The 23033-nt window shown below is 54.5% G+C and carries 19 protein-coding genes; 5 read left to right on the forward strand and 14 right to left on the reverse strand.

Annotated features, from left to right (window positions below; translation table 11 throughout):
- The first annotated feature begins 6 nt into the window (after positions 1 to 6).
- A complete protein-coding gene (gene adk, locus KI228_RS06190) occupies positions 7 to 651 on the forward strand; it encodes an adenylate kinase (RefSeq protein WP_043001547.1) in 645 nt (214 codons plus the stop codon).
- A gap of 163 nt (positions 652 to 814) precedes the next feature.
- The gene (gene hemH, locus KI228_RS06195) at positions 815 to 1777 is read left to right on the forward strand and encodes a ferrochelatase (protein WP_061070457.1); all 963 of its coding nucleotides are present in this window, start codon (positions 815 to 817) and stop codon (positions 1775 to 1777) included.
- On the opposite strand, the gene aes is transcribed toward hemH, so the two are convergent.
- Complete coding sequence (gene aes, locus KI228_RS06200; RefSeq protein ID WP_044258924.1) at positions 1774 to 2745, reverse strand: acetyl esterase; 972 nt, start codon at positions 2743 to 2745, stop codon at positions 1774 to 1776. The genes hemH and aes overlap by 4 nt on opposite strands.
- 141 nt (positions 2746 to 2886) lie before the next feature.
- Between aes and gsk the strand changes: the two genes are divergently transcribed.
- Positions 2887 to 4191, forward strand: a complete 1305-nt coding sequence (gene gsk, locus KI228_RS06205; RefSeq protein WP_061070456.1) for an inosine/guanosine kinase — start codon at positions 2887 to 2889, stop codon at positions 4189 to 4191.
- Between the two features lie 119 nt (positions 4192 to 4310).
- Here the strand turns inward: gsk and ybaL are convergent, their stop codons facing one another.
- On the reverse strand, positions 4311 to 5987 hold the full coding sequence (gene ybaL / locus KI228_RS06210) for a YbaL family putative K(+) efflux transporter (protein ID WP_061070455.1): 1677 nt from the start codon (positions 5985 to 5987) through the stop codon (positions 4311 to 4313).
- Positions 5988 to 6200: 213 nt separating this feature from the next.
- Positions 6201 to 7421: a fosmidomycin MFS transporter gene (gene fsr / locus KI228_RS06215; protein WP_043001542.1), complete on the reverse strand. Its 1221-nt coding sequence runs from the start codon at positions 7419 to 7421 to the stop codon at positions 6201 to 6203.
- A gap of 225 nt (positions 7422 to 7646) precedes the next feature.
- On the opposite strand from fsr, the gene ushA reads away from it, so the two are divergent.
- Positions 7647 to 9299 carry a bifunctional UDP-sugar hydrolase/5'-nucleotidase UshA gene (gene ushA / locus KI228_RS06220; RefSeq protein WP_061070454.1) on the forward strand — a complete coding sequence of 551 codons (1653 nt, stop codon included), beginning with the start codon at positions 7647 to 7649 and terminating at the stop codon, positions 9297 to 9299.
- Positions 9300 to 9407: 108 nt separating this feature from the next.
- On the opposite strand, the gene ybaK is transcribed toward ushA, so the two are convergent.
- The 7 genes from ybaK to KI228_RS06255 form a co-directional block, all read right to left on the reverse strand.
- Positions 9408 to 9887, reverse strand: coding sequence for a Cys-tRNA(Pro)/Cys-tRNA(Cys) deacylase YbaK (gene ybaK, locus KI228_RS06225; RefSeq protein WP_043001540.1), 480 nt, complete (start codon positions 9885 to 9887; stop codon positions 9408 to 9410).
- A 202-nt stretch (positions 9888 to 10089) separates the two neighbouring features.
- Positions 10090 to 10884: a TraB/GumN family protein gene (locus tag KI228_RS06230; RefSeq protein ID WP_043001539.1), complete on the reverse strand. Its 795-nt coding sequence runs from the start codon at positions 10882 to 10884 to the stop codon at positions 10090 to 10092.
- Between the two features lie 98 nt (positions 10885 to 10982).
- Entirely contained in the window at positions 10983 to 13484 is a 2502-nt protein-coding gene (gene copA, locus KI228_RS06235; protein ID WP_043001538.1) for a copper-exporting P-type ATPase CopA, read from the reverse strand.
- 96 nt (positions 13485 to 13580) lie between these two features.
- Positions 13581 to 14294 carry an MgtC/SapB family protein gene (locus KI228_RS06240; RefSeq protein ID WP_043001536.1) on the reverse strand — a complete coding sequence of 238 codons (714 nt, stop codon included), beginning with the start codon at positions 14292 to 14294 and terminating at the stop codon, positions 13581 to 13583.
- A 62-nt stretch (positions 14295 to 14356) separates the two neighbouring features.
- Positions 14357 to 15340: a nucleoside hydrolase gene (locus KI228_RS06245; RefSeq protein WP_044265276.1), complete on the reverse strand. Its 984-nt coding sequence runs from the start codon at positions 15338 to 15340 to the stop codon at positions 14357 to 14359.
- Positions 15341 to 15350: 10 nt separating this feature from the next.
- Positions 15351 to 16382, reverse strand: coding sequence for a LacI family DNA-binding transcriptional regulator (locus KI228_RS06250; protein ID WP_061070453.1), 1032 nt, complete (start codon positions 16380 to 16382; stop codon positions 15351 to 15353).
- Between the two features lie 104 nt (positions 16383 to 16486).
- Positions 16487 to 17881 (reverse strand): MFS transporter, encoded by a 1395-nt coding sequence (locus tag KI228_RS06255; RefSeq protein ID WP_054176090.1) that lies wholly within the window; start codon positions 17879 to 17881, stop codon positions 16487 to 16489.
- Positions 17882 to 18256: 375 nt separating this feature from the next.
- Between KI228_RS06255 and cueR the strand changes: the two genes are divergently transcribed.
- A complete protein-coding gene (gene cueR / locus KI228_RS06260) occupies positions 18257 to 18667 on the forward strand; it encodes a Cu(I)-responsive transcriptional regulator (protein WP_044258912.1) in 411 nt (136 codons plus the stop codon).
- Here the strand turns inward: cueR and KI228_RS06265 are convergent.
- Genes KI228_RS06265 through KI228_RS06280 form a run of 4 tightly spaced genes read right to left on the reverse strand, consistent with a single transcriptional unit; the run spans position 18664 to position 22892 of the window.
- Positions 18664 to 19380 (reverse strand): DUF3142 domain-containing protein, encoded by a 717-nt coding sequence (locus tag KI228_RS06265; RefSeq protein WP_061070452.1) that lies wholly within the window; start codon positions 19378 to 19380, stop codon positions 18664 to 18666. The genes cueR and KI228_RS06265 overlap by 4 nt on opposite strands.
- Positions 19350 to 21497 carry a PA5441 family protein gene (locus KI228_RS06270; RefSeq protein WP_061070708.1) on the reverse strand — a complete coding sequence of 716 codons (2148 nt, stop codon included), beginning with the start codon at positions 21495 to 21497 and terminating at the stop codon, positions 19350 to 19352. The genes KI228_RS06265 and KI228_RS06270 overlap by 31 nt, the downstream gene beginning before the upstream one ends.
- Positions 21498 to 21519: 22 nt before the next feature.
- Positions 21520 to 21978 (reverse strand): NfeD family protein, encoded by a 459-nt coding sequence (locus tag KI228_RS06275; protein ID WP_054176092.1) that lies wholly within the window; start codon positions 21976 to 21978, stop codon positions 21520 to 21522.
- Positions 21978 to 22892 (reverse strand): SPFH domain-containing protein, encoded by a 915-nt coding sequence (locus KI228_RS06280; protein ID WP_043001529.1) that lies wholly within the window; start codon positions 22890 to 22892, stop codon positions 21978 to 21980. Before KI228_RS06280 ends, KI228_RS06275 begins: the two co-directional genes overlap by 1 nt.
- Positions 22893 to 23033: the final 141 nt, after the last annotated feature.

Below are 23033 nucleotides of genomic sequence, written 5' to 3' on the forward strand. Positions count from 1 at the left end.
TTCGTAATGCGTATCATTCTGCTTGGCGCTCCGGGCGCGGGTAAAGGAACTCAGGCTCAGTTCATCATGGAGAAGTATGGTATTCCGCAAATCTCCACCGGTGATATGCTGCGTGCCGCCGTGAAATCTGGCTCCGAGCTGGGCAAACAAGCGAAAGACATCATGGACGCCGGTAAGCTGGTGACGGATGAGCTGGTGATCGCGCTGGTAAAAGAGCGTATCGCGCAGGAAGATTGCCGTAACGGTTTTCTGTTAGATGGTTTCCCGCGCACGATTCCGCAGGCTGACGCCATGAAAGAAGCCGGTATCGTGGTAGATTATGTTCTCGAATTCGACGTACCGGATGAGCTGATCGTTGACCGTATCGTTGGTCGTCGCGTACACGCTGCGTCTGGCCGCGTTTACCACATCAAATTCAACCCGCCTAAGGTTGAAGGTAAAGACGACGTGACCGGCGAAGAGCTGACCACCCGTAAAGACGACCAGGAAGAGACCGTGCGTAAGCGTCTGGTGGAATACCATCAGATGACGGCGCCGCTGATTGGTTACTACCAGAAAGAAGCGGCAGCAGGTAACACGCAATACGCGAAAGTTGACGGGACTCAGGCCGTTGCTGACGTGCGCGCCGCGCTGGAAAAAATCCTCGGTTAAGTTTTTCGCGTAGTGAACCTTTTATCAGGCCTGCCATTATCGCGTAGGCCTGATAAGCGTAGCGCCATCAGGCAAATTCTCGTTTTACCTCTCACAGCAATTAGTTCTTCTTACTCACTTTTCCGCTACAATTATCAACAATTTGAATCGATAAGAGGCGGTAATGCGTCAGACGAAAACCGGTATCCTGCTGGCAAATCTTGGCACTCCCGATGCCCCCACTCCGGCGGCAGTAACACGCTATCTCCGGCAATTCTTAAGCGATACACGCGTTGTCGATACGCCCCGCGTGTTGTGGTGGCCGCTGCTGCGCGGCGTGATTTTGCCGCTTCGCGCCCCGCGTGTGGCAAAGCTTTATCAGTCTGTCTGGATGGAAGGCGGCTCTCCGTTAATGGTCTACAGCCGTCAACAGCAGCAGGCGCTTGCTGCGCGCCTGGCGGACACGCCCGTCGCGCTGGGCATGAGCTATGGCTCGCCGTCACTGGAAAGCGCGGTGGACGAGCTGCTGGCGAACCACGTGGATCATATCGTCGTGCTGCCGCTGTACCCGCAATATTCCTGCTCAACGGTTGCTGCGGTCTGGGATGAGCTGGCGCGCATTCTGGCGCGTAAACGTCGTATTCCCGGCATTTCGTTTATTCGCGATTACGCCGACGATCGCGCTTATATTGACGCGCTGGCGAACAGTGCGCGGGCCTCGTTCGCCGAACACGGCGAACCGGATTTGCTGTTGTTGTCCTACCACGGCATTCCGCAGCGCTTTGCTGATGAAGGCGACGACTATCCGCAGCGCTGTCGTGATACCACCCGTGAGCTGGTCTCAGCGCTCGGTCTGCCGCCAGAAAAAGTAATGATGACCTTCCAGTCGCGTTTTGGTCGTGAACCGTGGCTGACGCCCTACACGGATGAAACGCTGAAGATGTTAGGCGAGAAGGGAACGGGCCATATTCAGGTGATGTGTCCGGGCTTCGCGGCGGATTGTCTGGAGACGCTGGAAGAAATTGCGGTGCAGAATAAAGAGATCTTCCTCGAAGCGGGCGGTAAAAAGTATGGATATATTCCGGCGCTAAATGCCGCGCCGGAACATATCGATATGATGCTGAAACTGACAGCCCCGTACCGCTAACGTGCAGCGTTAATCTGCTGAGTGAAGAAACGCGCACCATCGCGTAAGGCGTCATCGGCAGATTTCATCATGCGTGAGTAGTGCAGAAAGGCGTGCAGCGTGCCGGGATACATTTTGTATTCGCAGGGCTGCTGGTGCGCCTGAAGCGTCTCGAAGAGCAGACGGCTGTCGTCGATCAGCGGGTCAAACTCCGCACCGGCGATAAAGCAGGGCGGCACATCGCGCGTCAGGTCGTTGTTGAACAGGCAATAGTACGGCGACTCGCGATCGTCGGCATCACGCAGATACATTTTTTCGTACATTTCCAAATCCTGACGGCTGAGACCGTCCCAGTCGCCGCCCATCAGTCGTCGACTTGCTGAGTCCTGTAAGCCGTACAGTCCATACCACAACAGCACGCCCGCCACCTTTCCACAAAATATGTGCTTATCGCGCAGCCACAGCGCGCTGGCGAGCGACAGCATCGCGCCAGCGGAATCACCGGCAAAGCCAATGTGCGTCATATTCAACTGATAGTCGTCCGCCTGCTGATAAAAGAACTGACAGGCGGCAATGGTCTCTTCAATGGCCTGCGGAAAGCGCGCCTCAGGTGAGAGTGAATAGTCGACGCCGATTACCGTGCACTGGGTATAGCTTGCCAGCAGACGCATGATTCGGTCATGGGTATCCAGATTCCCGAGAATACAACCGCCACCGTGCAGGTAAAACAGCGTGGCCTGACTGTCTGGCGTTGGGCTGTACAGGCGCGTTGTCACCTCTCCCCAGCGCGTAGGGAGGGCATATTCCCGCGTTGGCATTTGCGGTGCATCCGCATTCCAGAAGCGTCGTTCAAGAATGTAGTGTTGGCGCATCGCTGGCACATCATCGGCGGCAGGCCAGGGAGGTAAATCGTCCTGCCGGATATTCAGCACTGCGCGCATCTCGTCTGAAATGCTTGCCAGTACGGGAAGTTTATTCTCTGGTTTCATAAAACGCTCCTTGTGAAATCGACCCATTGTAAAAGCTTCCGTCGTGGAAACTGCGATCCGTTCGTCTGTTATTGAAACTCTGTCGTCCAGAGGGGAATGTGCTACCATGCACCGCTCAGTTATCCACCTGTAAAAACAGCTATGAAATTTCCCGGTAAACGCAAATCCAAACACTATTTCCCTGTCAACGCACGCGATCCACTGCTGCAACAAATCCAGCCTGAAAATGAAACCAGCGCCGCATGGGTGGTGGGGATCGATCAAACGCTGGTCGATATTGAAGCGAAAGTGGATGACGCGTTTGTACAACGTTATGGACTGAGTGCCGGGCATTCACTGGTGATTGAAGACGATGTGGCCGAAGCGCTGTATCAGGAACTGGTGCGTGACAATCTGATCACCCATCAGTTTGCCGGTGGCACGATTGGTAACACCATGCACAACTACTCCGTGCTGGCCGATGACCGTTCGGTGTTGCTGGGCGTGATGTGCAGCAACATCGAAATTGGCAGCTACGCCTACCGCTATTTGTGCAACACCTCCAGTCGGACCGACCTCAACTATCTGCAGGGCGTTGACGGGCCGATTGGCCGCTGCTTTACCCTGATCGGCGAATCCGGTGAGCGTACCTTCGCCATCAGCCCAGGGCACATGAACCAGCTGCGCGCGGAAAGCATTCCGGAACCGGTGATTGCCGGGGCATCGGCGCTGGTGCTGACCTCCTATCTGGTACGCTGCAAGCCAGGCGAGCCGATGCCGGAAGCCACCATGAAGGCCATTGAGTACGCTAAAAAGCACAATGTGCCCGTGGTGCTGACGCTTGGGACCAAATTCGTGATCGCCGATAACCCGCAATGGTGGCAGGGTTTCCTGAAAGAGAACGTCTCAATCCTGGCAATGAATGAAGAAGAGGCCGAAGCGCTGACCGGTGAAAACGATCCGCTGCTGGCATCTGATAAAGCGCTGGACTGGGTCGATCTGGTGTTGTGTACCGCCGGACCGGTAGGGCTGTACATGGCGGGCTTTACCGAAGAGGAAGCCAAACGCAAAACTCAACACCCGTTGTTGCCTGGGGCGATTGCCGAATTTAACCAATATGAGTTCAGCCGCGCGATGCGCCATAAAGACTGTCGCAATCCGCTGCGCGTCTATTCCCATATCGCGCCGTATATGGGCGGTCCGGAAAAGATCATGAACACCAATGGCGCAGGTGACGGCGCGCTGGCGGCGCTGCTGCACGATATTACCGCCAACAGCTATCACCGTTCGAACGTGCCGAATTCCAGTAAGCACAAGTTCACCTGGCTGACCTATTCGTCATTAGCTCAGGTGTGTAAATATGCCAATCGTGTGAGTTATCAGGTACTGAACCAGCACTCTCCACGTCTGACGCGTGGACTGCCGGAGCGTGAGGATAGCCTCGAAGAGTCGTACTGGGATCGTTAAGTCATTATGCCGGATGGCGACGTAAACGTCCTATCCGGCCTGGCGTTACCATTATCTGTGTCATCATGTAGGCCTGATAAGCGAAGCGCCATCAGGCAAACGAGCCGATGCCACGACGATCACCCGGTCACGATTTCACCGGCAGGGGGTGTTTCCAGCAATTCCAGCATCGTACGGGCGATTTCACGCTCGCCCATCACGACCTGATTAGCGCCGCGTTCGGTAATGTACTCGACCTCATCGTCATAATGCGCACGAGCAATAATCTCAATATTCGGGCACTTCTCGCGGGCAGACGCAACAATTTCACCGGCCTCATAGCCGTTCGGAATAGTGAGGATTAGCCAGCGGGCGCAGTCCAGATGCGCCAGATTCATAATCTCTTCATTGGCGGCATTCCCCAGCACCGCGCGGATCCCGCGCTCGCGTAGTTCATCCACTCGTGTCCGCGACGTTTCGATAACCACTAACGGCATCCCGGCCGCCATCAGTTTTTCACCGAGCAGACTGCCGACACGGCCAAAACCGACCAGCAGCGCGTGGTTGCAGATATCCACCGGAATTTGCTTTTCTTCCTCGATAGCCTCTTCCAGCGTTTGTTCTTCCAGCGTCTCGGTTTTTGCCAGATATTTTTCCAGCAGAGCAAACAGCACCGGGTTGAGCATAATCGACAGAATCGCCCCTGCCAGCACCAGATTTTGCCCTTCCTGCGGCAGCAGGTTCAGCGCCATCCCCAGACCGGCGAGAATAAAGGCGAATTCACCAATCTGCGCCAGGCTGGCGGCGATGGTCAGTGCGGTGCGCGGCGAGTGGCCAAACAGACGCACCAGGAAAAAGGCAGCGACCGACTTACCAAAGATAATGATGGCAAGCGTTGCCAGCACGGCCAGCGGTTGTTGGATCAGAATCAGCGGATCAAACAGCATACCGACGGAGACAAAGAACAGGACGGCAAACGCGTCGCGCAGCGGCAGCGTATCGTGGGCCGCGCGGTGGCTCAGTTCCGATTCATTCAGTACCATCCCGGCAAAGAACGCGCCCAGCGCGAAGGAGACATCAAACAGTTCCACCGCGCCGAAAGCGATACCTAATGCCAGCGCCAGTACGGAAAGGGTAAACAGTTCGCGGGAGCCGGTTGCCGCGCTGCGCGCCATAATCCACGGTACCAGACGGCGGCCAACCAGCATCATAATGGCGATAAAGGCGATAACTTTACCGATGGTAATGCCCATGTCGACGGCCAGCGAGGCGAAGCCGACGTCACCTTTTTCCACCATTCCGGCGACGGCTGGCAGCAGCACCAGCGTCAGTACCATTACCAGATCTTCAACAATCAGCCAGCCGATGGCAATCTGCCCTCGCTGACTGTCGACCAGTTGTCGTTCTTCAAGCGCGCGCAGCAGCACCACGGTACTGGCGGTTGAAAGACATAAACCAAAGACGATACCGGTCATCAGCGACCAGCCCAGCATGGCGGAAAGGGCCATACCCAACAGCGTCGCCACGGCTATCTGGGCGATCGCGCCGGGAATGGCTATCGACTTTACCGCCATCAAATCCTTCAGTGAAAAGTGCAAACCGACGCCGAACATCAGCAGAATAACGCCAAGCTCAGCGAGCTCCGGCGCAAGTTTGGTATCAGCCACAAAACCTGGCGTAAAAGGACCGGCCAGAACGCCCGCTAACAGATATCCCACCAGAGGAGAAATACGCAGTTTATTGGCAAGCATGCCGAGTATAAAAGCGAGCACAAGGCCGCCAACAATGGTGGTGATAAGCGGGGTGGCGTGATGCATTCCGTCTCCTTTGGTAGCTGATTTCCAAAATTCCAGGTAATAGTTTATGACAATTTTGACTATTATGTTTATGAATAATTATTGAATTTTGAAGAAAACTGCAATTTGAGCTGAAAAAAGCACGGATCGGAAAACGAATGGGTTGTAGACAGAGCAAAGGCTTATGGCAGCAGGCTGAGAGGGCGGCTAAAGTTTAGCTTTAGCCGCAAAAACTCAGGCTTTATGCCGGTTATCAGGTAGGAATATGGTCAAGATCCCCAGAAGTGGCAGGAAAGCACAGATTTTATAGACTAACTCGATGCTGGTATGGTCAGCGAGCAGACCTAACACCGCGGCTCCCAGGCCACCCATCCCAAAGGCAAAACCAAAAAACAGACCAGAAACCATGCCGATACGACCCGGCAGCAGCTCCTGGGCATACACCAGAATGGCGGAAAACGCCGAGGCGAGAATAAAACCAATGATCACCGTTAAAATGCCGGTCCAGTGCAGGGTGGCATAAGGTAAAATCAGCGTAAACGGCGCGACGCCGAGGATAGAGCCCCAAATGACATATTTTCTGCCAATCTTATCGCCTAAAGGCCCGCCAATTACCGTTCCTGCAGCAACCGCAAACAGGAAGGCAAAGAGGTGAAATTGCGCGTTTTGTACCGATAATCCGAATTTTTGCATCAGATAAAAGGTGTAATAGCTGCTGATGCTCGCCATATAGAAGTATTTCGAGAAAATCAGGATCAGCAGGACGCTGACCGCAAGCACCACCTTATTGCGCGGCAGTGGATTGATAATCGTTGCTTTTGGTTTCCCCTTGCTCATTCGATGCTGCGCGGCATACCAGCGGCTGATTTGCGCCAGCACGACAATGGCCAGCAGCGCCGCAAGAACGAACCAGGCCACATTACCTTTGCCGTAAGGGGCGATAATCACTGCCGCCAACAACGGACCGAGGGAGCTACCAAAATTACCGCCCACCTGGAAGATGGACTGGGCAAGACCGTGGCGTCCGCCTGAGGCCATACGCGCCACACGGGACGATTCCGGGTGGAATACCGAAGAACCGGTGCCGACCAGCGCGGCAGCCAACAGCACGGTGCCAAAACTGCCGGCCATTGCCAACAGCACCAGACCGCTTAGCGTAAAGCACATGCCAATCGGCAGCGACCACGGCATCGGGTACTTATCGGTCCAGTAGCCAACCACCGGTTGTAGTAGCGAAGAGGCCAACTGGAAGGTCAGGGTGATCATCCCTATCTGCATAAAGGTCAGTGAAAATTCGGACTGTAATAGCGGATAGATCGCCAGAATTAACGACTGAATCATATCGTTAAGCAGATGTGAAAGGCTGATCGCGCCTAAAATGCCGAACGACGTGCGTGCCTTAGCGACTGGCGCGGACGCACCAGGTGCTGGCTGGGTTTGTTCACTCATTGCCATAGAAAGTCACTTCTGTCTGATTTGCGATGTATGCGCTTTATCCTTCACGCTACCCGGATGCAACGTGAATGATGTTGCGCACAGGGGAATATCGTCATTGTGATTATTACCTGACTAACATACCTGCGGACGAGGTTTGAAGGAAGTCTCAATTCTGAAAACTTATTCGACTATTATTTCAGATAATTGTAATTTCAGCCGAGTGAAGGAATCAGGGAGAGAAACATGAAATTTTTAAAACGGGGTGTGGCGCTGGCACTGTTCGCTGCATTCACGCTGGCAAGTCAGCCTGCTCAGGCTTATGAAAAAGATAAAACCTATAAAATCACCATTCTGCATACCAACGATCACCATGGCCATTTCTGGCGCAGCGAATACGGCGAGTACGGTCTCTCAGCGCAAAAAACGCTGGTGGACGGGATTCGTCGCGAGGTGGCTGCCGAAGGGGGCAGCGTCCTGCTGCTGTCCGGCGGTGACATCAACACTGGCGTACCCGAATCGGATCTACAGGATGCTGAGCCCGACTTTCGCGGGATGAACCTGATTGGTTATGACGCGATGGCGGTCGGTAACCACGAATTTGATAATCCGCTCACTGTCCTGCGTCAGCAGGAGAAGTGGGCGAAGTTCCCGTTTCTCTCAGCCAATATTTACCAGAAAAGTACCGGCGAGCGCCTGTTTAAACCCTGGGCCATTTTTAAACGCCAGGATTTGAAAATCGCGGTGATCGGTTTGACCACCGACGACACGGCGAAAATCGGTAACCCTGAGTTCTTCACCGATATTGAATTTCGCAAACCAGCGGAAGAGGCAAAGGTGGTGATTCAGGAATTGCAGATGAATGAAAAGCCGGACGTCATGATTGCCACCACTCATATGGGGCATTACGACAACGGCAACCACGGAACGAACGCACCGGGCGACGTTGAAATGGCGCGCAGTCTGCCAGAGGGCGCGCTGGCGATGATTGTGGGTGGTCACTCACAGGACCCGGTGTGCATGGCGGCGGAAAATAAGAAACAGGTGGATTACGTTCCCGGTACGCCGTGTGCACCGGACAAACAGAATGGTATCTGGATCGTGCAGGCTCATGAGTGGGGGAAATACGTGGGTCGCGCGGACTTTGAGTTCCGTAACGGCGAGATGAAAATGGTCAACTATCAGCTGATTCCGGTGAACCTGAAGAAGAAAGTGACCTGGGAAGACGGGAAAAGTGAGCACGTACTTTACACCCCGGAAATCGCGGAGAATGCGCAGATGCTCTCGCTGTTGTCACCGTTCCAGAATAAAGGAAAAGCGCAACTGGATGTGAAAATTGGTGCGGTGAATGACCGACTGGAAGGCGATCGCAGCAAGGTCCGTTTTGTACAAACCAACATGGGGCATTTGATTCTGGCTGCGCAAATGGCGCGCACCGGTGCCGATTTTGGCGTTATGAGCGGCGGCGGCATTCGTGACTCGATTGACGGCGGGGATATCACCTATAAAAGCGTGCTGAAGGTTCAGCCATTCGGCAACGTTGTCGTATATGCCGACATGAACGGTAAGGATGTGACGGATTATCTGACGGCCGTGGCGCAAATGAAACCGGACTCCGGCGCCTATCCGCAGTTTGCCAGGGTTAGCTTTGTGGCAAAAGAGGGCAAGCTCAACGATTTGAAAATCAACGGCGAGCCGGTTGACCCGGCAAAAACCTACCGTATGGCGACGCTCAGCTTTAACGCGACCGGCGGCGACGGCTATCCGCGTATTGATAACAAACCGGGGTACGTCAACACCGGGTTTATTGATGCGGAAGTGCTGAAGGAATACATTCAGAAAAACTCACCGCTGGATGCCAGTGCGTATGAGCCGAAGGGGGAAGTTAGCTGGCAGTAACAGGGCGGAGTGCCGGATGGCGGTGCGGGCACCTTATCCGGCCTACAGGTTAGTGCGGTTTCCTGGCCTGATAAGCGTCGCGCTATCAGGCCATCATTCTATAATCACTTAATCCCGGCGGGCGATATCGGCGAATTCAGCCTCCAGAATCGCGGCTAAATCAACCGCCGCCAGTTCAATATCCAGCCCGCGTTTGCCGCCAGAGACAAAAATGGTGTCAAACGTCCGGGCTGGCGCATCAATCAGCGTCGGTAGACGTTTTTTTTGTCCCAGTGGGCTAATGCCGCCGACCAGATACCCGGTCGTGCGTTGCGCAACCAGCGGATCGGCCATATCGACCTTTTTCGCGCCGAGTGCTTTGGCGACTTTTTTCAGATCCAGTTGTCCGGCCACGGGCGTGACTGCAACCGCCAGATGTTTCATATCGCCATTCACCGCCACCAGCAGCGTTTTGTACACCTGATCGGCATTCAGCCCTAACTTGCGCACCACCTCATCGCCGAAGTTGGTCTCGGCGGGATCGTGGTCGTAGGTATGGATCCTGAACGTAATTTTGTTTTTTTCGAGTAATTTAACGGCGGGTGTCATAGCTATTTTTCCTGGCTAAACCAAATGACGAGTCAAGCATATCTCTAACGAATGTTCGAAATATAGTACCATCTTGCGCAATTATGTTGGCAGGATGCAGAGTTTGAGCGACAATCGACATACACCGTCGCATTAAGCGGCGGCATAATAATAATGATGAAATTCCTCTTTGACGGGCCAATAGAAATATTGGCCACTTTTTTTATCGCATCAGCTCCGGCAGATTTCCCTCTCCATAAAGGTGCAGCGCGCCGACGGCCACCACATAGCGACCCGCAGGCAGTGCCGCCAGACGATCCCGCCAGGCGATATTGCGTTGATGCATCAGCACATAGTACAGCGACTGACTGAAGGTGTTGGGAAGCGTCAGGTGATTGTCCTGCGGCGGGGAGTCAAGCCACCAGCTCATCATCTGTTGCAGTAGCCGGGCGTTGGTGTGCCAGTGCGTTAGTGTGTCCTCCAGCAGCGCCAGGCCGTTGTCTGGCAGTTCACACAACAGTGCAATCTGGCTGGCGGCACCTTCCAGTTCAATCACCGGTTTTTCTGCCTTTTTCGCGGCCTGCAACAGCTGATAATCAATACCGTATTCCGGGCGTAATCCCAACTGTTGCGCCTGGGTGGCCTGCAACACCATCGCGATTTGCCACAGCGGTTGTGTGGAAAACAGCGTCGGAGAGATCCCCAATTCATCGGTCGCGCGATGCAGATTGCGCAACTGCTCCTCGCTGATGCGCTCTTCCAGTGCGGCAAATTCGGGTAGATCGGCAAAAGGGCTGTCATTGCCGGAGACGTCGGCCTCAACAATTAGTGCATCGGCGCTGTTAAGCTTTTTGAGCAGTCTGGCAGGGAGAGGGGACATATCGCGACTGCCCATATGAATACTGCCAATCAGGTGGAAATGGCGGTTGCCGGGCAACGAAACATCAATGGCGGGCCAGGTATAGCGATTGCCGGATAGCGTAGCGAAGAATGTTTTTACCCGGTAAAACAGATCCATGCGACCTCCCTAATCAGAAGCCCATGCTAACGCGTGGCCCAGGGGTGTGCAATGTGTGAATTGCCGGATGGCGGCGCTAAAACGCCATCCGGCATCGCTTACTCTTTCGGTTTAAAGCGCAGCAGTCGGTTCGCGTTGCTCACCACGGTAATGGACGAGAGCGCCATCGCCGCACCGGCAACCACCGGGTTCAGCAACGTACCGGTAAACGGCCACAGAATACCGGCTGCAACAGGAATACCGATGCTGTTGTAGATGAATGCGCCAAGCAGGTTTTGCTTCATGTTTCGAAGCGTTGCGCGGGAAATAGACAGTGCATCTGCCACGCCCATCAGGCTATGACGCATCAGGGTAATTGCAGCGGTTTCGATAGCCACATCGCTGCCGCCGCCCATTGCGATCCCGACATCGGCTTGCGCCAGCGCCGGTGCATCATTGATGCCGTCACCGACCATCGCCACCTGACGCCCCTGGCTTTGCAGACGTTTAATGGCATCGGCTTTACCGTCCGGCAGAACGCCGGCAATCACCTCATCAATTCCCGCCTCTTTGGCGATGGCGTTAGCCGTCGTCGGGTTATCGCCGGTTAACATCACCAGACGATAGCCGGCGCGGTGCAGTCGCTGAAGGGCGGCCACGCTGTCGCTACGCAACGGATCGCGCACGGCCAGCAGCGCTGCCGCTTTACCATCAATCGCCAGCAGCACCGGCGTAGCGCCCTGAGAAGCCTGGGCCGATATCTCGGTTTCCAGTTCGCGAGTGTCAACCTGCTGCTCGTTCAGCAGGGCCTGGTTGCCCAACAACAGCGTATGCCCTTCGGCTTCACCGCTAACGCCTAATCCACGCAGGGTGCGGAAACCGTTGACCTGCGGCAGTGCACCATCACCGGCTTTGTCGAGAATCGCTCGTGCCAGCGGGTGGCTGGAGCCTTGCTCAAGCGCCGCCGCCAGACGCAGCACCTGCGCCTCGTCAGTCTCGCCTACGGTTTTAATCGCCACCACCTGGGGTTTGCCTTCGGTCAGTGTCCCGGTTTTGTCGAAGACCACGGTATCCAGAGTGCTGGCGCGCTGCAGCGCATCGGCATCACGCACCAGTACGCCAAACTCAGCCGCACGACCCACGCCGGAAATAATAGACATTGGTGTTGCCAGACCCAGCGCACACGGACAGGCAATAATCAGTACTGTGGTTGCAATCACCAGGGTGTAGACAATTTGTGGCGCCGGGCCAAAGAAGTACCAGATACCCGCGCTGACCAGCGCAATCACGACCACAACCGGAACAAACACGGCGGAAATCTTATCGGCCATCTGACCGATTTCCGGCTTACTGCTCTGGGCCTGGCGCACCATACGGATAATGCGCGACAGCGTAGTATGGCTGCCGACTGCGCTGGCGCGGAACAACACGCTGCCATCCTGCACAACGGTACCGGCATGCACACTGTCGCCTTCCCCTTTTTGCTGTGGGATAGGTTCGCCGGTAAGCATCGCCTCATCCAGCCAGGCTTCGCCCTGGGTGATTTCACCGTCAACCGGGACGCGGTCGCCGGTGGTCAGACGCAACAGCATCCCCGGTTGAACCTCTGCCAGCGGTACGCTCTTTTCACCGTCTTCTGTCACCACTCGCGCCGTTGGCGGCGTGAGATCGAGTAATTTTTCCAGCGCCTTAGACGAGCGCTGACGCGCGCGGGCTTCCAGCATGTGTCCGAGGTTAATCAGACCAATGATCATCGCGCTGGCTTCATAATAAAGATGACGCGCTTCCATCGGGAACCACTGCGGCCACAGGTTGACGCTCATCGAGTACAACCAGGCTACGCCGGTGCCCAGCGCCACCAGAGTGTCCATCGTGGCGGTACCGTTCATCAGGCTCTTCCACGCGCTGCGATAAAAATGGCCGCCGGCAAAAACCATCACGGCGAGCGTCGCCAGACCTATCGCCAGCCACAGGCTGCGGTTGTCGGCGGTCACCATCATGTTATCGCCCATCATCCCCCAGACCATCACCGGCACACCCACCAGCAGGGCGACAATCGCCTGCCAACGGAAGCGTTTCATTGTCGCGACGGCGGTTTCCTGCTGGCGCTCACGGCGTTTGAGATCGTCTTCAATCGCCTCCGCGCCATAGCCGGCTTTTTCCACCGCCTGGACTAAATCGGCGGCGGACGCACTGCCCATCACCAGCGCAGTACGTTCCGCGAGGTTTACCCGTGCCTGCGTGACCCCGGGAACGCTTTGCAGCGCATTTTGTACCCGGGAAACACAGCTGGCGCAGCTCATGCCGCTTAACAGCAGCTGTTGGCTCTCATCTTCAGCCGTCGCTGCCGGAAGCTCAGGAGGGACCGCTGCCAGTGCTTCCGACGGGATTGATGACTCCGCCAGCGGTTTAGCCTTTGGGTGGCTTAACTCTGCGCCGTAACCGGCTTGTTTGATGGTGTCGATAAGCGCTTCGGCGCTGGCGGTACCGGTGACGTGCGCTTCAGTCACGGTAACCTCAGCCTGTTCAACATCCGGGCGTTGTTCAAGACTCTCTTTTACGCGTTTGACGCAGTGACCGCAGGACAGGCCGTCCAGGGTCAGGTTGATAGTGTGAGACATCACTTCACTCCTTTATTACAGGGATTAATTGACTGTGATAAAGGTTAAACCTTCCAGCAAGGGGAAGGTCAAGGGATTTGTTTTCACCCTGTTTTTTTAATGTTCCAGTGCGATGGCGCAGACATGTTCGAGGGTGGAAAGGTTGTTGTAAAGTTCCGGTAAGGTCATTTTTTTTCTAATCACGACTTTAAGATTAACCTCTATTTTCCCCTTTTTGACATCGCGGATGGTGATAGCTTCAATAATGTTTTTTTGCTGATTAATACTTTCCACCAGCGTTTGTAGCCCTGATTTTTCGTCAAGAATAATGCGAATCTTAACTTTACCGGGCAATTGATTTTTAGTTTGTAAAAAGATGACAAAATAGCTGAGCTTTATGGCCAGCAGGAACAAGCCTGTGGCAAGAAGCGCATGCATATAAAAACCGGCGCCACTGGTAATTCCCACTCCCGCAGAAGCCCATACAATGGCTGCGGTTGTCAGCCCGGAGATGGCGTCGTCATGGCGATGAAGGATAACACCTGCACCGAGAAAGCCTACGCCGCTGATAATTTGTGCGGCCAGGCGCATCGGATCGCTACGTATATTCATCGAGATTTCCGCGTAATACTCTGCTGACTGAATAGAGACGATGGTCAGAACGCAACTGGCGACGGAAATAATGACGCACGTTTTAAATCCGACAGGCTTTCCTTTCGATTCCCTTTCAAGACCGATGATCCCGCCGAGGATAAAAGCGACGCAAATTTTGCCCAGCGTAATTAACAGAGATTCTCCTTCACCGAATAAGAGGAAGGATAACGTATTCATATTTCCTCCGGAAAACTCACCTCAAACAGCGTAAAAAAGGTCTCCTTTTCTGACCCGTAACGCTAGGCGCGGTAGGTATGGATATAGTGCTCAATCAGCGAAAGAAGTCGCCGGTTATCAATGCTCTGCAGAATTTTTACCCGCGCACCTTTTGGTTCAGGGATCCCTACATTGAGACGCAACGTGTCACGTCCATAGCGACAGGTCATACCGCGCGTGATGCCTTCCAGAGAGACATCCAGGTAATCTTCCTCCATTGTTGCCAGAGAGGGATCCAGTAACCAGGCAACGGTTAACGCATCATGGATCCAACATCCGGGCAGATGGCGGGTTTGCATAGAGTAGGTGATCCACGGACGAATGGTTTGCGCCAGATAACGGCTAAGCCCGTTTTCTGTTTTTGCCAGACGATCCAAATCGGCGTGAAGCATTTGAGTTTTCGTTGTCACATCCATCGGGACCAGCGTGACGGGCGCGCCGCTGGTAAGCACCGCATGAGCCGCCTCAGGATCCAGACCAAAATTGGTATCTTTCAGGTAGCCCGGCACATTGAATACGCCGCCCATAACAACGATATTTTTGACCGCGTGAACAATCTGCGGGTAAAGCTGCAGGGCAATGGCCACATTGGTGAGGGGACCGGTAGCAACCAACGTGATTTCACCAGGGTTATTACAGATGAGTTCACCTATCGCCTCGGGTGCATGGGGGGGCACCTGCTGGCACAATGCCGGGGCAGGAACTTCCGACCAGAGTTGCCGTAAGCCAAACTGATCGACACCCTGATCCAGTTTTTCACGCCAGGGAAGCGGATCTTCCCGGAGCGCACGCGAGGCTCCACGGTAAACAGAAACGGGAATAGCCAATTGCGCAATGAGATCTTTAGCGACGGCATATCCCACATCTGCTGGCGTATTTCCTGCGACAGTAGTGATCATCTCCAGAGTGATTTGCGGAGCGGCAATCGCCAGCGCTAGCGCCAGGCCGTCATCAATATTCGCGCCGGGAATGCCATTGCCTGGATCGCAGTCAATTATGATACGCATCGATGTATTTTCACGTTGTCTCGGGTTGTACTTCATGTCCCTGGCAGCCACACGATTCTCCTGTTCGTAAATAAAACTCAAATTCAACGCGGCGAACCTCTCCATCCCAATTTTTCAGCATGTCAATTGCCGCACGGGCCATCTTATCGACCGGTTGCAGAACGGCGGTCAAAGAAGGGACGTTGTAAGCCGATTCATGTGTTGCGTTAAAACAGACCAGTGCAACATCTTCAGGGACGCGCAGCCCATGTTCCGCCAGGGCGCGTAAGCAACCCAGTGCCTGCTGTTCATTCGTCGCGAACAACGCGCGCGGTGGCTGGCGTTGCAGCATACGTTTTGTCGCCTCGTAACCTCCGGCGCGGGTATAGTTGGTCGAAAAAATCCATGAAGGATTGACCATTAGCGATGAGGCTTCCAGCGCCTGCTGCCAGCCCCGGATACGATCCTGAGTATTCAGCATTTCACGCGGGCCACAGATGATGCCGATGTCGCGGTATCCGTGATCAATCAGATGTTGGGTTACCTGCATCGCCGCCTGTTGTTCATCAACCTGGATAACGCTGACGTTAAGTCCAGGATCCACGCGATCGAGCATAACGCAGGGCGTACCGCTCTCCTGAATCAAATTGATATAAGGATGGCGATCCACACTGGTGTAGATCAGCCCGTCAACCTGGCGGTGCAACATATTATTAATCAGTTCACGTTCACGGCAGCTACTGTCGCCCGCATCACCCAGCAGGAGTACTTTGCCATCAGTAAATGCTTCGTGTTGCAGAGCATGAGCCATAGAGGCGATAAACGGGTTCGAGATGTCCGGTGCAACAAGCCCATATGTTTGTGTACTCCCTGAAGCCAGCGCACGCGCGATGCCATTGGGTCGATAGCCGGTTTTCTTAATGGCCTGTAGTACACGTTGCCGGGTCGCTTCGGCAACGGGACGTGGACCATTATTAATAACGTAACTAACGACAGCGACGGACGTTCCCGCTTCTTTTGCCACGTCAGAACGTGTTACGCGTTGCGAATGTGATTGAGTCACGAGGCACCTACCTGATTGCGTTCAGAGTGATTTTTTCCAGACAGCATAAGGCGTTATGACCCAAAAATCTTTGGTAAAGAACGCGCATCTCACGTTCTCTGGCCTCAAATTGCATCCTCGGGTAAGTTAAGATCCCGTCCACGGGTTTCTGGTGCAAAGAACGTGGTTACCAGTCCAATTGTGGCCATCAGAGCGAAATAGAGAGCGATTGGCCACCAGTGCCCATAAAACGAGAGCAATGCAGAGGCGATAAGTGGCGCTGTCCCGCCAGACATAATCGAACCGAGCTCTTTTGCAAATGCCATTTTGGTATAACGATTCTTGACACCGAAAAGCTCAACGCCCCATGCAGCCTGAACACCAAAAATACCCAGTGACGCGATTCCCATCCCGGTAATGATCGTTGGGATGACAATCCATGGCTCACGAGAATCCAGCAGCATGAATGCCGGAAAAGCATACAGGATCAGTAACAAGCAGAACCAACGATAGACGATCCGTCTGCCGAATCGATCGGAAAGCCAGCCCGCCAGAGGAATAATGGCAAATCCCAGAACCGATGCGATAAACACCGCCACGGTCGGCACTGATTTATCCACCATCAGCACTTTAGCGACATAACCAATGATAAATCCCTGTGCCAGATAGGAGGGGCCATTCTCGCCAATGCGTAAGCCGACCATGGTCCAGAACGCACGGGTTCGTTTCCAGAAGCTACGTGTATCATGCTGTTGCTGCGCTTTTCCCTCGCGAAGAACTTTTTCTCGCTCGGCCTGCAGGAGGGCCTTTTGACGTTCAAAAACGGGCGTTTCACGCATATGGCGACGAATGAATAACGCAGCAGCGGCGATAAGAATGCTGCAAAGAAAAGGAATACGCCATCCCCAGCTTAATAAGTCATCTTTGTCCATTTGCAGGACGATTAGCCAAACCAACGAAGCCAGTAATGTTCCGCTGTTTGAGCCCAGCGCGATAATCGAGGAAACCAGCCCACGGCGTTTAACGGGAGCATATTCACCGAGCATCACGGTACCGCCTGAAAGTTCCGCTCCGGCCCCCAGGCCCTGAGAAAATCGAAGGATAACCAGGCATACCGGCGCCCAGACGCCTATCTGGGCGTAGCTGGGGATTAAACCTATTAGCATGGTCGACATGCCCATCAATCCAATCGTGATAACCATGACAATCTTCCGGCCATGTTTATCGCCTATCCAGCCAAACAGAAGCGCACCGATGGGGCGAGCAATAAACCCAACGGAATAGGCGGCAAAGCTGGAAAGTAACGCCATGACAGGTGTCGCTTCCGGAAAAAAGACATCGCCAAAGATAATACCTGCGGCAAGACCGTACAGGGCAAAATCGGCATACTCCATCGTGGTGCCTAACCAGCAGGAAAATGTCGCTCGCCAAAATTCGCGGCGTCCTTCGGGGGTTTCCAGCCGCTCCTGAGCGGCTTGTTGGTTATCCGTCAGGGGAACAGAGGATGAATGCGTGTTCATAAGAACTCCTTGAAGTTATCTGTCGACATACGTCGCAGGCTTGTGCTCTTCACGTTCTACTCGCGTAGATATTATATTTTTACCGGAGATTAATAAATCTACCCGCGTAGAATGATCAAGTAAAAGAGTTAAAATTGCGAAAGCGATCACTTATAACAGGCAATTGTTACAGAAAAAGGTACGCCTGCTTCGATGTTCTTCACTGTTTATGAAGTACGAACGTTCGACGGTTCCGGAAATGTGAAAGTGGCAGTGGTAACGCCCGCGACCTGTGAAGTGACAGGAGGTTACTGGCATCTATAGGATGGGGTGTGTGGTGTCAGCCACAAGTACGTTATAATGACACCATGCCACAGCTTAAGGTGCGGAGGACGTGTGAATATCAGCGATGTAGCAAAAAAAACCGGTTTAACCAGTAAAGCGATCCGCTTTTATGAAGAAAAAGGGCTGGTCACGCCGCCGCTGCGTGGTGAAAACGGTTATCGCACCTACGGGCAACAGCATCTCAATGAACTGACGCTGCTGCGCCAGGCGCGCCAGGTCGGATTCAACCTTGAAGAGTGCGGTGAACTGGTGAATCTGTTCAACGATCCGGGGCGTCACAGCGCGGATGTCAAAAAGCGGACGCTGGAGAAAGTGGCTGAAATTGAGCGCCATATCAGCGAATTACAGTCAATGCGCGTACAGTTGCTGGCGCTGGCGGAGTCGTGTCCGGGCGATGACAGCGCGGAATGCCCTATTATTGATAACCTTTCTGGCTGTTGCCACCACAAGGCGCAGGCTTAACGCGCGTCGGGATTAAGCATAAAGACCACCGTACCGCGATACCACGGGGATGTGCGTAACTGCGCTTCCGCCTGGCTGTCCCGCTTACCGTGCTGTACCAGACCAAGCTTAAAGGGAATTCGCAGGCGGGAGAGGGCGGGCAGGTAGTCCTGATAATTCGTCACCGTGTGCCGTCCCTGATAGCTCTGCACTACCAGTTCATCGATTGGCAGCGCGTTCAGCGTTGCAATGTCACCGGTTTTCGCCCAGTCCAGCAATCCGGTTACCCCAAGAGCAAAATCGGGTGGCAGTTGTTGGCGCAATACCCGCAGAAAGCGGGCATAGTCGGCGAGTTGATGCGTCGCGGCGTCAAAATCGACCTGTAGCCCTACCACCTGATTTCCCTCCCCCTGCCAGCGCTGCATCAGCCGCACGATGCGTGCCGGAATCGCGTCCGGAATGTCGAGCGTGGTAAAGCGCACGGTAAGCCAGATGGACGGAAACGTCAGGCGGCTGACGGGAAGCCCCAGACGCTGAAACTCCGCGCCCTTTGCCCGCATCAATACTTCCCCCTGATGCAGATAGACCGTTTGGGCGCCTCTCAGTTCATCGCTGGCTTTCACCCCTGACCAGAGCCAGAAGGCGGGATGTTCGCGGGCGATAACCGTCTCATCCGCCTGCGCCTGTCCCGCCAGTAGCGCGATTACCAGTAGTATTTGAGTTTTTGCGCCCACGGACTGCCCGGATACTGGGTTTTCAACTGCGTGAACCAGCCTTTGCGCTGCTGTTTGTCCACCTCTGCTCCGCCACACTCATTCGTGCCGGACGGGGCGTAACACATGATGGCGCGATACAGTGCGTAACTTCTGTCTTCGTGCTCGGCTTTTGGCGAGGTGATGACCTGCTGGTAGTAACTCTGGCGATCATACTGCCCAACCGGACGCTTGCGGTCGATAGCGGTCTCCAGCACGCCATTCCCTGTGCTGTCTTTCCACAAATCGACATGGGTTTGTGACGTGCGGAAGAACTCACCCAGACAGTTCAGCGCATGGGCATCATCGGGATTTTTGCTCAGCGTGCCGACGGTCTCATTGAGGCTGCGGCACACGTAACCGATTTCAGCGGCGTCACCGTTCCAGTCAAACGTGCTCAGATTGACGTCGTCGAATGCTTCGCCGATCACCGGCTGTGTGATGGCGCTGGCGAGTTTGCGGTCCTGCAGCCAGTCGCTAAAGCGGTTTTCTGTGAGATCGCGCACCAGCAGCGTATGCAGCGCGATAGTGCGTTCTTCGTTATTCGGTCCCTGGCTGACCTGCTGACGCAACTGTTCAGGCGTCGCCACGGTTTTCAGTACCCGGGAACGATAACGCAGGTTGGTGACCGCGCTGTCCGGGGCAAAAACCGCCTCCGTATCGCCACTGTACACCAGCGTGGCCGCCAGTTTTGCCTGCACATACTGCTGCTGTTCGTTATCCTGGCTCAGCTTCAGCAATGTCGACCAGAAATCACGCGCTTCTGACCACTGCTTTTGACCCATCAGCGCGTTACCGTAGAGAACCTGTTCGCTGAAAGCGAGGATATCGTGAGCCGGAAGTTGTTTCGCCGGGGTAACCGCCTGAAGAATCGCAGCATTGTTTTCTGTCGCCAGCCACAGGTTGAGTTGCAGATCGCGCCACAGCGGCAGTTTTCCGCTTTTTTCAAAAACCGGTTTGCTGGCATCCAGGTTAGCCTGCGTCAGGGTTGGCTTCTGGTCGCTGTTCAGACGAAGGGCGCGTAGCATCTCGGTATAGCTGACGAGAGGGGCGTCGGCGAACGCCTCCTGTACCGATTGATCGTAAAACTGCCTGCCATAGACATTATCGTATTCAATCACCCGGTTTCGCAGTGTCTGCGCATCGGCGGCCTGCCGGAATGCCTGCTCATACAATCCTGCAAGCGACGCCCAGTCCTGCAAATACCAGTGGATGCGACGCAGCATGCCGTGTGCGGAATCGGCATAGCGGCCTTCAGGCCAGCGCTGAAGATAGGTCTGCGCCTCTTTTTTCGCGCGTAAGGCGTCTTCACGGTTTATTCGCGCGATATCAAAATCGCCATATTCGCCGACGCTGTTCTGGCTGCTTTTGTTCAGCGCTGTGCGCATCAGCATATATTGCGCGGTTTCCGCCAGCCACGGGCGATGGCTCTTAAGCAGCGACGTGAAGACCTGCGCCGCGCTTTCGTATTCACCCGCGTAAAAATGGGCTGCGGCGATCAGATAGGTTTTATACGCCAGGGCAGGTGAGTCCGCCGGGAGCGTAGTGAGAGAGGCCGTGATTTGCTCTGCGCTGGCCCCGGAATAGAGTCCAAGACGTGCCTGCGCCAGCGCCTGTTTTTGTTCTGCTGTCAGCGTAGCATCGCTCAGTAGCGCGGCAAAAAACTGACTGACGCTGTCGGTATTATTGGAGACAAAACGGTTTTCCTGCTCACCGTCGTGGTTGAATTCAACCGCCGCTACCTGCAGCGTTGCCATCTGCTGGGCGAGTGTATTGGGTGCATTCTGCGTTTGTGCAGGCAAGTCCGTGCGGACATCAGCGTCATCCCACTGCGGGTGATAAGCAAAATAGAAATCGCGTGAGCGGGTGATATCCGCAGGCATCGACTGAACGGGCACAGCAAACGACTTTGCCTCACTCAGCAGGCGCAACAGGTTATCGCGTGAATCATTATCGGGCGTCAGAATAGGGGCGCCTTTTAGCAGACAGCGCGCGTCGCTCCAGGTGCAGTCTGCGATATCAAACGAGGCGAATGCCTGAGGGGCGGCGCTCGCCAGTAATGCACAAAAGCTAAATGCCAGAGGCGTCTTCCTGACCATCATGCGATTCCTGTCATCGGTTTTATCGGGTAAGGGGTCTGATATAGAGCGTGATGCCTTCAACGGCAATCACTTCAACGTGCGTGCCGGCGGGCAGATCGTCGCTGGCGTTGACCGGCCATGAACTGTCGCCAACACGCATGTGTCCACGACCATTGACCAGAGACGACTCCAGGACAAACCGACGGCCGACCAGTTGCTGGCCGCGCTGGTTGAGCTGACTGTCTACCGGTTTTTGTTCACGAACGCGTTTCGCCATCCACTTCCACCAGAACCAGGCGGCAAGCAGCGTTAAGACGGCAAAGATAACACCCTGCCATTCCCAGTCGACGGGCAACAGCCAGACCAGAATGCCGGTAATGACCGCCGCGACGCCGCTCCACAACAGATAACCGTTGCCGCCCAACATCTCAGCGGCCAGAAGCAGACCGCCAAGGCTGAGCCAGAAAATATGGGGATGCCCCACAATCATCTCGATCATTATTTATTCCGTTCGCTGGCGCTGTCCTTGATCAGTTCAGTGATCCCGGCAATGGAACCCATCAGGCTGCTGGCATCCAGTGGCATCATCACCACTTTACTGTTACTGGACGAGCCGATTTGCTGTAGCGCTTCGGTATATTTCTGCGCCACAAAGTAATTCACCGCCTGAATATCACCGGAGGCGATCGCTTCAGACACCATTTTGGTCGCGCGAGCTTCCGCTTCAGCGGAACGTTCGCGGGCTTCTGCCTGTAAGAAGGCGGATTGACGTTCCCCTTCAGCTTTCAGGATCTGCGACTGTTTTTCCCCTTCGGCCTTAAGGATTTCTGCCTGGCGCACCCCTTCGGCTTCCAGAATATACGCACGTTTAGTACGTTCCGCTTTCATCTGGGCGTTCATGGAGGAGATCAGTTCAGCCGGTGGGCGGACATCACGAATCTCGATACGCGTGACTTTAATGCCCCAGGGATTGGTGGCCTCATCGACGATATGCAGCAGTCGGGTATTGATGCTGTCACGCTGGGAGAGCATTTCATCAAGCTCCATCGACCCCAGAACGGTACGGATGTTGGTCATAGTGAGGTTGATGATCGCCAGTTCCAGATTGCTGACCTCATAGGCCGCACGCGGCGCGTCAATCACCTGAATAAAGCAGACGGCATCAATGGTGACGTTGGCGTTATCTTTCGAGATCACTTCCTGCGAGGGAATATCCAGCACCTGCTCCATCATATTGATTTTGCGTCCAATCCGGTCCATGAACGGCACAACGATGCTTAAGCCCGGTTGCAGCGTTTTGGTATAGCGGCCAAATCGCTCTACCGTCCACTGATACCCCTGGGGAACAATTTTCACGCCGGCGCCGACGATGACCAGCGCGACAAAAATGAGAATAGGAATAACAATAAGCATTGAAAAACCTCCTGTTGAACTGTCCATGATGTCGAGATTGGCGATGTTACTCTTGAAATTATACCTGATTCATTAAAGAGAGTTCCCCTCCTGTTAATTAGAGGGATACACTATTTTGCGATAAAACGCGAAAACAGGATA

Source organism: Citrobacter amalonaticus, from assembly GCF_018323885.1.
In the GTDB taxonomy this organism is placed as follows: Bacteria; Pseudomonadota; Gammaproteobacteria; order Enterobacterales; family Enterobacteriaceae; genus Citrobacter_A; species Citrobacter_A amalonaticus.